Below are 13,440 nucleotides of genomic sequence, written 5' to 3' on the forward strand. Positions count from 1 at the left end.
TATTAATTATTAAGGAGCCAAGGTATGACTCCTTAATCGTTATCTGTTCTTTACTCTTATTACTAGTGATTAAGAGTCGAATAGCGAACAGGCACCTGTTTCAGCTGAACTCAAGTTACGGCGCATAAAGCCAAATAACTCACGCCCCATACCTTCATGGTGGCCATTAACTTGAAATAGTGCCGTCTTACGATTGGCTAATTCCTGCTCATCAACGAGCAATGTCAACTCACCTGTTTCACCATTGAGGTTAATCATGTCGCCTGTCTGAACCTTAGCAATCAAACCACCATCAAGTGCCTCAGGGCATAAATGAATGGCTGCAGGTACCTTACCCGAAGCACCAGACATACGTCCGTCAGTAAGAAGGGCTACTTTAAAGCCTTTGTCTTGCAGCACGCCTAACAATGGCGTTAATTTATGTAATTCAGGCATACCACGCGCTTTAGGCCCTTGGAATCTTACCACTGCAACAAAATCTTTTTCGAGTTCACCGGCGTCAAATGCCGCCTGTAATTCATGCTGGTCTTCAAAAACAACCGCTGGAGCGTTAATAACAAAGCTGCCTTCTCTAAGTGATGACGTTTTAATAACAGCAACACCTAAATTACCTTTCATCACTCGTAAACCACCATGAGAACTGAATGGCTTAGCAACTGTGGCAATAATTGCATCATCAAGTGACTTTTCAACGCAATCAACCCACTTAAGCTGTCCATTATCTAGCACAGGCTTCTTAGTGTATCGAGTTAAGCCGCGACCACAGATGGTTTCAACATCCTCAAATACAAGTCCGCCTTCAATAAGTTCACGGAACAGTAATGCCATACCACCTGCTTCTTGGAACTGGTTGATATCCGCATGACCATTAGGGTAAATACGGGTAAGCAAAGGAACCGCTGAAGATAAATCATTAAAATCTTGGAAGTTAATAATGATGCCAGCCGCTTTAGCAAAAGCAATGATGTGCATGACCAAGTTCGTAGAGCCACCCGTTGCTAACAAGGCAACAATTGCGTTAACAACTGAACGTTCATCGACCATTTTACCAATCGGCATATAGTTACCCGATTGCTGAGTTAAACGTGTCGCCTGACGAGCAGCAGCCTTTGTTAATTCTTCACGAAGCTGGGTATTAGGTGCAATAAAAGAGGCACCTGGTAAATGTAAGCCCATCACTTCAACAACCAGTTGATTTGAATTTGCTGTGCCGAAGAAAGTACAAGTACCGGCAGAATGATATGATGCAGATTCAGCCTCAAGTAACACTACTTCATCTACTTCACCCTTAGCATGCTGCTGACGCACACGAGCTTTTTCTTTGTTTGGCAGACCTGAAGGCATGGGCCCCGCAGGAATAAATACAATAGGTAAATGCCCAAAGGTCATACTCGCTATCAACAAACCCGGTACGATTTTGTCACAGATGCCTAACATTAATGCGCCATCAAACATGTTGTGAGATAAACCTATAGCCGCTGACATCGCAATTACATCACGACTCATCAGGCTAAGATCCATACCTGGTTGACCTTGCGTAACACCGTCACACATGGCAGGTACGCCAGCAGCGACTTGGGCAACACCACCGGCATCTTTTACTGCAGCTTTAATGATATCAGGATAAGTTTGATACGGTTGATGCGCACTAAGCATATCATTGTAAGAGGTAACAATAGCGATATCTGAGTGTTGAATGCCGCGTAATGATGACTTATCATCCTTGCCACAGGCAGCAAAGCCGTGAGCTAAGTTACCACATGATAAAGCTGCACGATGTACTGTGTCTGATTTTGCTGCGTCAATTTTCGCTAAATACTCAGCACGTGTTTTAGCACTACGTTTTATTATTCTGTCGGTAATATCTACTATTTGCTGTTTCATTTTCTCTCTCAACTTATATACTTTTATTTTATTTATTACTTAAACTTATTTGACAAGTGAGTTAGGGAGCCCAAAAAATTTGAGTGTTTAAGCTAGGGTGTTGTAAAAATGCTCTGATCGGCATTTCAAACGGATCATCACCATTTAACGCTTGTGTTAATACCGTCTTCTTTCCTTCTCCGCATGAATGAAGGAAAATATTTTTGCTGGTGATTAAGCTAGCAAAAGTAAAACTGATACGTTGATGCGGCGCTGTTTTAGGTTGAACTTTCATGAGTACTGCATCGTTTTTCTCATCAAGGCCAACATTAATTTCGTCGCTACACGGGAATAATGAAGCAGTATGACCGTCTTCGCCCATACCTAAAATTAATACATCCAGTGGTAATAACGTTTTACTTGCCGCCACGTTTAAATCAGTAAGGGTTTCATCCGTTAATTCATCACCTTGTTTCAAGTGAAAGAAATTCGCTGCCGCGGCATTATTTTGTAGTAAATTTTCATGCACTAAGCGGGTATTACTGTCTTGACTATCGATTGCCACCCAACGTTCATCCGCTAAGGTGATGGTTACTTTTGACCAGTCAATATCACTTTGTGATAACACCTTAAAAAAGCCTTTCGGTGTTGAACCACCTGAAACGGCGATACTTGCTTTGCCTTTTAGGCTTATTGCTTGCGCAAGGATTTGACTCACTGTTTGGGCCAAGGCAACATCTAAATCATTACGTGTAGAGAACTCTGTTAACTGGTGCATTATTCAACCCATTGGCGATCATCACGCGCGATTAAGGAAATAGAAGCTACAGGTCCCCAAGAACCGGCAGCATAAGGTTTAGGTACTTCATTGGTGGTTTTCCATGCTTCAATAATGCTATCAGCCCAAGTCCAAGCGGCTTCAACCTCGTCACGACTAACAAATAATGATTGATTACCATTTAACACTTCTAACATTAAGCGCTCATAAGCATCAACAACACGCTGGTCTTTATAGGTATCAGAGAAACTTAAATCCAATTTATTTTCTTGAATAAGCATCTGTGAAGCTATACCGGGTATTTTGTTCATCATTTGTAACTCAACCCCTTCATCAGGTTGCAAACGAATGGTTAATTTATTGGCAGGTAAATCACTGTAACTGTCTTTAAAAATATTATGGGGTTGTTGTTTAAAGTGTATGACTATTTCACTATGCTTCTTTTGCATACGCTTGCCGGTTCGAAGATAAAATGGCACACCTTTCCAACGCCAGTTATCTATCTCTGCTTTTATAGCGACAAAGGTTTCCGTATTACTGTTGGCGTTAGCACCTTCTTCATTTAAATAGCCTGGTACAGCAACACCTTCTAAAAAGCCATCACTGTATTGGCCACGAACCACTTTATCTTTAATGTTTTCGCGGTTAATGGGCTTTAATGCTCTTATCACTTTAAGTTTTTCTGCACGCACACTCTCGGCACTTAAATCTGCAGGAGGCTCCATGGCCAATAGCGACAAAATTTGCAATAGGTGATTTTGTACCATATCGCGCAGTTGCCCTGCTTCGTCATAAAACCCCCAACGACCTTCAATACCGACACTTTCAGCCACGGTGATTTGCACATGGTCGATACTGTTACGATCCCAATTATTGGTAAACAATGAATTTGCAAAACGTAACACCAAAAGATTCAGTACCGTTTCTTTACCTAAATAGTGATCAATTCGGTAAGTTTGCTTTTCTGTGAAGTATTGTGAAACTTGGTTATTGATTTCAATAGAAGACTCTAAGGAGTGACCAATAGGCTTTTCCATAACCACACGATCAGCATCATTAATTAAATTAGCCTGAGCTAAACCCTGACAAATATCACCATAAATTGACGGAGGTGTTGAAAAGTAATAAACACGAGTCTTATTGCCATTAGCGAGTGCATCAGCTAAGAGATTAAATGAAGCACTGTCTTTAAAATCCAGTTGTTGATAAACAAAACGATTGACGAAACATGTCAGTACTTGTTCATCTATTGTTTCGTTGACAAAATTAGTTAAATTCTCGACCACAATACTTTTGAATTCTTCTAGACTATGTTCTTGTCTTGCTGCGCCCACTATACGGCTATCTTTATGGATTAAACCCGACACCTCCAATTGATAGAGTGCGGGTAATAGCTTACGTCGTGATAAATCACCTAAGGCTCCAAAAATGACGATGTCACTCGCTGATTGACAATCTAAATTACTCATAGAATTTCTCTTATTTAAAAGTGTATTGCTTTACTTATATTTTTACGCAAGTTTCGACGCAAGTGCAGTTACAGTAAAAAATAGTTGTAACTAAACTACATATGGGCCTAATTTAGCGCTTGTTTAGCTGACAGTAAAGAACTTTTTGTAATTTTACTACATAAATCAATACCACGGTGAACTATTAGCTTACAAACAAGATGAGCTAAGGATTAATTGCTCTATTCGTCAAAACAAGCCCAACATAGTATGGTTTAAAGGGTAAACAGTACCAATTCAACTAACTTTACTGAGTTTAATCCAAAATTATGAAATAAAATTTCATTATTTCTGTTCCTTAGGCAGAAAATAAATTACAGTATAGACAAAATTGCCCATTAATTAATGTTGGCTATCATTCAAATATCGTTTAAATGTACTTTAAATATTTAGATAAAGACGATCTAGGATCAGACCATAATGAATATATTAGAAAAGATCACTAACGAACTAGACATGCTCAGTAAATCAGAACGTAAAGTAGCGGAAGTCATTTTAGCGTCACCAAGTACTGTTATTCACTCAAGTATTGCGGCACTGGCCAAACAAGCTAAGATCAGTGAACCAACAGTCAACCGTTTTTGTCGTCGGTTAGATACTAAAGGTTACCCCGACTTTAAACTTCATCTTGCGCAAAGCCTAGCTAATGGTACACCTTACGTTAACCGCCATGTCGATGAAAATGATACGGCTGAAGAATATACCGACAAGATATTTGAATCAACGATGGCAAGTCTTGAACAAGCCCGTAAAAACTTAGACTCAAATGATATCAATCGCGCGGTCGACCTATTAACCCAAGCCAGCAAAATCTCATTTTTTGGTTTAGGAGCTTCTGCCATCGTTGCCCATGACGCCCAGAATAAGTTTTTCCGCTTTAATGTGCCTGTTGTTTATTTTGATGACATATTAATGCAACGTATGAGTGCTATAAATAGTCGCCAAGGTGATGTGGTTATTATGATTTCTCACACAGGTCGTACTAAATCACTGGTTGAAGTTGCTAATTTAGCAAAAGAAAACGACGCCACGGTTATTGGCATTACTGCAAAAGGTACGCCACTTGCTAAGGAATGTAGCATAGTATTGTCCGTTGATGTTTGTGAAGATACTGACCTGTATATGCCTATGTCATCACGCATTGCCCAACTCGCTTTAATTGATGTTTTAGCGACAGGCTTTACCCTACGTCGTGGTAGTAAATTTAGAGACAACTTAAAAAAAGTAAAAGATAGTTTAAGAAGTTCACGCTTCGAAAAAAAAGACTAAGTATTTAGTTCTAAGATTTGACACTGTATTTCAACCATCATTAATCAAGCCATAAACCTAATTAAAAAACGTAAGAGGATTAAAATGCCAAGAAGAACAAAGATTGTTGCTACCTTAGGTCCTGCAACTGACGATAGAAAAGTTTTAAAAGATTTATTAGCTGCGGGTGTAAATGTAGTTAGACTGAATTTTTCTCATGGTATTCCGCAAGATCACATTGATAGAGCAAAAAATGTCAGAGAGATAGCGAAAGAACTTGGCATTTATGTTGGTATATTAGGTGATTTACAAGGTCCAAAAATTCGTGTTTCTACCTTTAAAAATGGCCCCATTAAATTAGTCATTGGTGATAAATTTGAATTAGATGCCACGCTAGAAAAAGGTCAAGGCTGCCAAGAAAAAGTAGGTATTGATTATAAAAAATTAGTACAAGATGTGAATACCGATGACATCTTATTACTTGATGATGGTCGCGTACAATTAAAAGTATTATCGACCTCTGACACGTCAGTGTTTACGATAGTGACTGTTGGTGGTCCATTATCTAATAATAAAGGCATTAACCGACAAGGTGGTGGCCTAACTGCCCCAGCTTTAACGGCTAAAGATAAAGAAGATATTAAACTTGCCGCTAAAATTGATGTTGATTTTCTGGCAGTTTCATTTCCTCGTGATGCAGCCGATATGCGCGAAGCGCGTTTACTCGCTCAAGAAGCTGGTTGTGATGCCCGTTTAGTCTCTAAAATTGAACGTGCTGAAGCCGTTAATGATGATAAAATTCTTGACGGAATTATCTTAGCCTCAGATGTTGTTATGGTTGCCCGTGGTGATTTAGGTGTTGAAATTGGCGATGCTGCGCTTGTTGGTACACAAAAACATATTATCGCCCGTTCTCGTCAACTAAACCGTGTGGTCATTACCGCCACACAAATGATGGAAACCATGATTGAGCAACCTATGCCAACTCGCGCCGAGGTTATGGATGTAGCAAACGCTGTGTTAGATGGTACTGATGCGGTAATGTTATCGGCCGAAACAGCGGCGGGTAAATACCCGGTTGAAACCGTAAAAGCGATGGCAAATGTTTGTCTAGGTGCTGAGAAACACCGTTCGGTAAATGTTTCCAGCCACAGAATTGAGCTTACTTTCAGTGAAGTTTCAGAAACGATTGCCTTATCCGCTATGTATGCCGCTAACCATTTAGAAGGCGTTAAAGCAATTATAGCGTTAACTGAGTCAGGTCAAACCCCTAAAATAATGTCACGCATTACCTCAGGTCTACCTATTTTCGCCTTATCTCGTCATGCAAAAACATTGAATAAAACGGCAATATACCGTGGAGTTTACCCTATTGAATTTGATTCAAGCAAGGTCAATCATGACAATTTATCGAATGAGATATTAAAAGCGCTCCGTGGTCACATTGACCTAGCTGTTGGTGATAAATTAATTTTAACGCACGGTGATATCATGGAAACTGTTGGTGCATCGAATACCTTAAAAGTGTTAACCGTCACTAAAAAACACCTTAGTAAATAACAAGCAGAATTAAGGCTAAAAAAGGCCAGATGTTATCAACATCTGGCCTTTTTTATTGCGATGAAAGTAAACGCTTAACTAACTATTAACGGCCTGCTTAACTTTATCTTTATAACTGCGACTCACCTTCAATTCTTTACCATTTTTCAATACTAAAAAATATTCACCATTGACTTGGCTACAAAATTTTTGAATAACATTCTTATTCACTATGGTCGACCTATGATTGCGAATAAATTGCTTAGGATCTAAACACAGTTCTAGTTCTTTCATGGTCTTTCTAAGAATATAGGTATTTTCTTGTAAAATGTTTTGCTTAGTTTCCAAGGTGTGTACACACATATAATCACCAGCAGCATCAATCCAAAGAATATCTTTTACCGGTACACGGTTCACTTCGCCGGCATCCTTAATTGCCAAGATATCTGAATAGTTAGATAATGTTAATTCTTGATTATTCTCTAATTCCGTTAAAATTTTCTGATAATCATTGCCCGTGACATCACTCACTAAACGCACTAATTTCGATTTATGTGCACTATCGGCGCTGCTTTTAAAATATTGTTGTATTTTTTTAATGGTCTGCGCCAGTCTGACTTCATCGGCTGGTTTTAATAAATAATCCAACGCGTGTACTTCAAAAGCTTTAATTGCATATTGATCAAAGGCGGTGACAAAAACCACCATAGGCATAGTTAAGCCCTGCTCGATAATACTTTCGAGCACCTGAAAACCGTTGAGACCTGGCATTTGAATATCAAGAAACATCAGATCCACTTGATAAGCACGTATCGCTGCTAATGCCTCTCTACCGTTACAACACTGCTCAATAATATTTATATTATCATGGGCTTGTAAACGTATGGTTAACCCCTTTCGAGCCAGTGGTTCATCATCAACAATGATGGTTGATAGAGACATAATGATTCCTAATTTATTATACCAATTACACTACTTTATTGAGCCACTTGCTATGAGTTACGGTAAAGAGCAACGCGGTACTTAACTTGACGAAGTTAACTATACTTTATTGTTAATTAAGTTCGAATGGCATACGTAGATTCACTTTAACACCTGTCGGTTGGTTATGGGAAACAACTAACGAAAATTTCTCATGATATAAAGCTTGTAAGCGCTCGCGGGTATTCACTAAACCGACACCACGCTCTCGGTGTAAGTTGCCATCGATAATATCAGCTCCTGGACCATTATCAGCTATTTCAATTAATAAGTCGTCGGCAAAACGCTGTACCGAAATGGTAATGCAACCCCCCTGCTCTTGTACGGCAATAGCATGTTTAATCGCATTTTCAGCTAATGGTTGTAAAATCATACTGGGTACTAACGCTGCTTGGCAATCCTCGTTTATATTAAAATATAGCTGTAATCTATCTTCAAAACGCACTTGCTCTATTGCCAAGTATAGTTGTAAGGCTTGTATTTCTGTTTGTAAACTAACCTTTTTCATCGGATCTTTATCTAAGGAGTAACGGAGAAATTCACTGAGTTTAGTGACCATAGAATTAGCGGTTTTATTTTCTGCCACCAAAATCAGCGTTGAAATAGCATTGAGGGTATTAAACAAAAAATGAGGGTTCAATTGATAGCGCAACATTTTTAACTGGGCTTGATGTGCCACAGCATTCGCTTTAAGGACATTTTGCTTTTCTATTTGCAGCATTTGATAGTATTTACTACCAAAGTATAAGCCGCTCCAACTTAAAATAATGTAAAAAGAGCCTAACGTGGAACGGGTATACATATACCAAAATTCTGGCTCATAACCGTGTTTGTAGATTTCCCAATAGTTAATATTTTTAACTATTTGCCATAATACACCGGTGAAATAAGATGAAAGTATCACCACCAAGGCAATTTTAATGGGCGGAAAGTTCCACGCTTTTTGATAAATATAGCGAAGGGGTACGGTAAACAACCATCCAGCGTAAGCGTTAAGAAAAATAATTACCACAAATATATCACGCAAATCATGCTGTAATGAGCCAAGATAATGTACAAAAGCAAAGCCAAACCAACCAGCAGTATGGACCAGCCAAAATAAACGATTTCTATTTTCTAGTAATTCTTTCCAATTCACAAACGTAACCATTTAAAGGATGCTATAAGGAAGTATGCGCTAATAATTAAATGATTTCATTGCCTTTGACCTTAGTAAACTAGCGACTTATCGCATAGTAACTAAGATAATCAAGCTATTATCTTAGCAAAGACAATATAGTAGCCATTAGCGCTAAAGGTAGGTTGTCAGTGATTAACAGGCCATCTAACAGAGTCTATTTGACTTCCCCAAAAGATAAACCTAACAACAAAGCAATGGCCCCAATGGTTGCCCACCTAATAAATGCATATGAATGTGGTAAACCTCTTGACCGCCATCGCTGTTACAATTGATAATTAAACGGTAGCCATCCTCATCAATACCCTCTTCTTTAGCAAGCTTTTTGGCAACAGTAATCATACGCCCTAAAGTTAATTCGTCCTCACTAGTGACATCATTAATAGTGGCAATGTGCTTATTGGGCACAATTAAAATATGACTATCTACACGTGGCGATATATCTCTAAAAGCGGTTACTAAGTCATCTTGATATAATAAAGGCGTGGGGATTTCTTGACGTATAATCTTCGAAAAAATGGTTTCTTCAGTCATGGTTATTATTTCCTTTGTCAATTACTAAACATTTTATTGACTAGTTTACCTTTATATAAATATAAATCACTCTTTACTGTAGTTTATTAACCTTAAGCAACACGCTAGTTAAGCTAGCGATAACATGCATATTGTTTATTAAGGCTGGCATGGATATTAATCCCTGCTTTGTGATAAAAACTGTGCTTTAGCATGCCCGGCAAAGTGCAAACCTTATGGTCAGCGAGCATGCTTAATTGAATCGGCCATCAGAGAGGTCTGCGCTAAAATGGTGACCGACCTTCATTATTTATCAAGCTCAGCGCAACGATTGCGCTAAACTCAGTAGCGACCACGGCTACATCGGCTCGGCTTCACTTTTTCCACGTTTAAATTTTTGCTTAGTTTGATGTTAATGGCTTCGATTAGGTACAATTTTTCAATGCTCATAGCGGTAAATGCCTATTTTTATCTGACTAAACAAATTTCAGCCGAAATATAGTCCAGCTGAAAATAATAAGGCTCTGTTTTGCCTAGATATTCTAATAATAGCTTACTTACTGTCATTAGATAGACAAAGCTAAGGTGACTGTTTAGAATTACACATTTTCACATGCTCAGGTGCCCTATGTTTAGTGCTAAAAAGTATACCTCGTTTTTCTCTACACTGACCTTATTAAGTGCTGTTGCTCTAACTATGAATAATGCAACTGCTACAGATATGAAGCAGCAGGGTCAAGTAAAGCAAGTAGATTTACCTAAAAATATCATTATGGTTGTTGCCGATGGCATGGGACCAGCGTACACCTCTGCCTATCGGTATTTTAATGATAATCCAGCAACGGATGAAATAGAGCAAACAGTTTTTGACAGACATTTAAAAGGTCTCGCCAGTACTTACCCGGCACCTGTTTCAGGTTATGTGACCGACTCGGCTGCAGCGGCTACAGCACTAGCAACTGGCATAAAGACCTATAATGGCGCCATTAGTGTTGATATAAATAAAAAACCGTTACTAACGGTACTTGAATGGGCTAAACAACAGGGTAAGAAGACCGGCGTAGTGGTAACTTCGCGTATTAACCATGCCACACCTGCCTCATATTTATCACATAATGAAAGCCGCCGAAACTATGACCAGCTGGCAAATAGCTATATCGATAATGGCATCAAAGCTGATGTCTACTTTGGTGGTGGCTGGAAAAACTATATTCGCGACGATAGAAATATCGTTAATGAATTTAAACAAGCGGGCTTTCAATACATTGATAGTTACAGCCAGTTAACTGAATTAGTTCACGATAAACCTGTCATTGGTTTATTTGCCGACCTTGGCTTGCCTTGGGCGCTTGATGACAGTAATAAACACCGACTAACACTTTTAACCAAGGCTGCGACTAAGCAATTGAAAAACGAGGCTGGCTTTTTTCTATTAGTTGAAGCTAGCCAAATTGACTGGGGCGGACATGATAATAATATCGCGACGGCCATGCATGAAATGGATGACTTGGCCAAAGTGATGGAATATTTAGAATCATTCGTTGCAGAGAACCCTGATACCTTAGTGGTATTAACCGCGGATCACAGTACTGGTGGCTTGACCTTGGCGGCCAATAAAGACTATCGCTGGAATCCTGAAATATTACGTACCATGCAGCATTCACCAGCAACAATAGCGAAAAATATTGTCGCTAACGACCAGCTAAATCTTCAGGAAATCAATCAGTGGCTAAACTTTGACTTAAACAGCAAAGAATTCCAACAAATAATTCAGGTGAACGCTAGTTACCAGCAAGCGACAACACTGCACTTGTTGTTAAGCGCTACAGAAAAAACAGCACAAAAAGCGCCAGAACTTAAAGAATTCTATCGCCAGGAAATTTTGACTATCATTGATAAACGTACCAATACTGGCTGGACCACAACGGGCCATACCGCCATTGATGTGCCAGTATTTGCTTTTGGCAAGCAAAGTGAACAGTTTAGCGGCCAATTAGACAATACCGATATTGCTAAAAAGATATTTACCTTATTAGGAAAATAAGGTAACTAACCTGAACTCTGGATAAGCAGCACTTGCTCAATATTCCCCTTTATCCGATTCTCAGCGTTAACACGTCGATAAATAACCCGTTATTCATAAACGTTTTGCCTTGATAATCGAATAAATTGAAACATTGATAGTGTATATTGCTACTTAATCTTGTATATTTTGTTCTTAACAACCGTAAGTCGTTGTTTTTACTTATACATCAAGCACTCATTATCCAGAGTTCAGGTTAACTAAATATACATAGCTGACAAATGAGCACAAAATATAGTGCGCTTATTTGTCAGTTTATCAGTAAATTTTTTCACTGTGTTGTAGTTTAGTGTAGCTGAGTAAACAAGCGAGACGCGTACACGCTCTTTGACATCCTGTCACCGCGATATATCGTTCGTCCTGAATACACCCATCCGAGGGGACACGATACAAGATAAGCACAGTGTGCTCCTGCACTGTCTAACAAGGTTATCCATATACCGTCATGCTTATGAAACTCGCTGTTATCACTTCAGCAATACTCATTATAAAATCATAAGGTGACAATATAGACAACAGTATTGTGGAACAGAAGCAAAATTTTATTAAATACACTTAACCATCAGCTAGAACTTTATTAAATCGTTCAAAACCACTTTCAAGATCACTGATTAAGTCTTCAACATCTTCTAAACCAATATGGAGGCGAATTAATGGGAACTCGCAATCAAAGCTAGTGGCACTACGAATAGAATTTACATTACTAAAACCCAAAATTAAACTTTCAAAACCGCCCCATGAATAGCCCAGTTTAAAGTGCTCTAAACCATCCAAAAATGCGGTTAATGCGACTTTGTTGCCGCAATTAAGTACAAATGAAAACAAGCCATTCGAGCCAGAAAAATCCCGCTTAAAAAACTCATGCCCTGGACAAGACGCAAAAGCGGGATGTAAAATTTTAGCGACTTCTGGTCGTGCCGTTAACCAAGTAGCAACGGTAATTGCACTTTGTTGATGTTGCTTTAATCTAACGACTAGGGTACGAATACCACGCAACGCTAGGTATAAGTCATCTGGGGAAGTACATTGACCCATTAAATAACTGTAATCACGAAGTTGCGGCCAATGTTTTTCTACTGCCGTTGCGGTACCCAGCATAACATCAGAGTGACCAACAATATATTTAGTCGCCGCTTGCACGCTAATATCGACACCATAATCAAACGGTTTAAAGTTAATACCAGCGCCCCAAGTATTATCAAGCATAACAATACAGCCATGTTTATGGGCAACCGCACTGATGCTCGGCACATCCTGTACTTCCATGGTAATTGAGCCGGGAGATTCTAAAAAAACAATACGGGTATTATCTTGGATCAGAGCTTCAATACCAGCACCGATCATAGGATCATAATAGGTGGTACTAACCCCTATTTTAGCTAATATTTTATCACAGTAATCCCGGGTAGGCTCATAAGCAGTATCCACCATTAAAATATGATCACCTTGCTGGATAAAAGCTAGAATAGCATTGGTAATAGCAGCAGTACCCGATGGGTATAATGCACAACCAGCACCGCCCTCTAACTCGGTCATGGCCTCACTAAAAGCAAAAGCTGTGGTGGTGCCACGACGGCCATAAACCATGGTTTGATTATGTCGATTGGCAACGGCATGATTCATTTCGGCAACCGTATCAAAAACAACCGTTGATGCCCGGGTAATTGCAGGATTGACCACACCCTTAGTCCATTTTGCGTTTCGTCCAGCTTTTACTATTTTAGTATCATGTTTCATATCAACTTCCATC

10 protein-coding genes are annotated in these 13,440 nt (G+C 39.2%); 3 read left to right on the forward strand and 7 right to left on the reverse strand.

The window, feature by feature from the left end; genetic code table 11:
• Positions 1–69: 69 nt before the first annotated feature.
• The 3 genes from edd to zwf form a co-directional block, all read right to left on the reverse strand.
• Complete coding sequence (gene edd / locus CMT41_RS09845) at positions 70–1,884, reverse strand: phosphogluconate dehydratase (RefSeq protein ID WP_058027158.1); 1,815 nt, start codon at positions 1,882–1,884, stop codon at positions 70–72.
• 61 nt (positions 1,885–1,945) lie between these two features.
• On the reverse strand, positions 1,946–2,641 hold the full coding sequence (gene pgl, locus CMT41_RS09850; protein ID WP_058027159.1) for a 6-phosphogluconolactonase: 696 nt from the start codon (positions 2,639–2,641) through the stop codon (positions 1,946–1,948).
• Positions 2,641–4,110, reverse strand: a complete 1,470-nt coding sequence (gene zwf, locus CMT41_RS09855) for a glucose-6-phosphate dehydrogenase (protein ID WP_058027160.1) — start codon at positions 4,108–4,110, stop codon at positions 2,641–2,643. Before zwf ends, pgl begins: the two co-directional genes overlap by 1 nt.
• A gap of 459 nt (positions 4,111–4,569) precedes the next feature.
• Here zwf and CMT41_RS09860 point away from each other — a divergent pair, with 459 nt between their 5' ends.
• Positions 4,570–5,418, forward strand: a complete 849-nt coding sequence (locus CMT41_RS09860; protein WP_057181140.1) for a MurR/RpiR family transcriptional regulator — start codon at positions 4,570–4,572, stop codon at positions 5,416–5,418.
• Positions 5,419–5,502: 84 nt separating this feature from the next.
• Positions 5,503–6,957: a pyruvate kinase gene (gene pyk, locus CMT41_RS09865; protein ID WP_058027161.1), complete on the forward strand. Its 1,455-nt coding sequence runs from the start codon at positions 5,503–5,505 to the stop codon at positions 6,955–6,957.
• Positions 6,958–7,035: 78 nt separating this feature from the next.
• On the opposite strand, the gene CMT41_RS09870 is transcribed toward pyk, so the two are convergent.
• The 3 genes from CMT41_RS09870 to CMT41_RS09880 form a co-directional block, all read right to left on the reverse strand.
• Complete coding sequence (locus tag CMT41_RS09870; RefSeq protein WP_058027162.1) at positions 7,036–7,878, reverse strand: LytR/AlgR family response regulator transcription factor; 843 nt, start codon at positions 7,876–7,878, stop codon at positions 7,036–7,038.
• Positions 7,879–7,990: 112 nt separating this feature from the next.
• A complete protein-coding gene (locus tag CMT41_RS09875) occupies positions 7,991–9,067 on the reverse strand; it encodes a sensor histidine kinase (RefSeq protein WP_058027163.1) in 1,077 nt (358 codons plus the stop codon).
• A gap of 210 nt (positions 9,068–9,277) precedes the next feature.
• On the reverse strand, positions 9,278–9,628 hold the full coding sequence (locus CMT41_RS09880; RefSeq protein WP_057181144.1) for an HIT domain-containing protein: 351 nt from the start codon (positions 9,626–9,628) through the stop codon (positions 9,278–9,280).
• Between the two features lie 676 nt (positions 9,629–10,304).
• Here CMT41_RS09880 and CMT41_RS09885 point away from each other — a divergent pair.
• The gene (locus CMT41_RS09885; protein WP_058028197.1) at positions 10,305–11,651 is read left to right on the forward strand and encodes an alkaline phosphatase; all 1,347 of its coding nucleotides are present in this window, start codon (positions 10,305–10,307) and stop codon (positions 11,649–11,651) included.
• A gap of 594 nt (positions 11,652–12,245) precedes the next feature.
• Here the strand turns inward: CMT41_RS09885 and CMT41_RS09890 are convergent.
• Positions 12,246–13,427, reverse strand: a complete 1,182-nt coding sequence (locus CMT41_RS09890; protein ID WP_083494357.1) for a cystathionine beta-lyase — start codon at positions 13,425–13,427, stop codon at positions 12,246–12,248.
• Positions 13,428–13,440: the final 13 nt, after the last annotated feature.

This window comes from Colwellia sp. MT41, from assembly GCF_001444365.1.
Classification (GTDB): Bacteria; Pseudomonadota; Gammaproteobacteria; order Enterobacterales; family Alteromonadaceae; genus Colwellia; species Colwellia marinimaniae.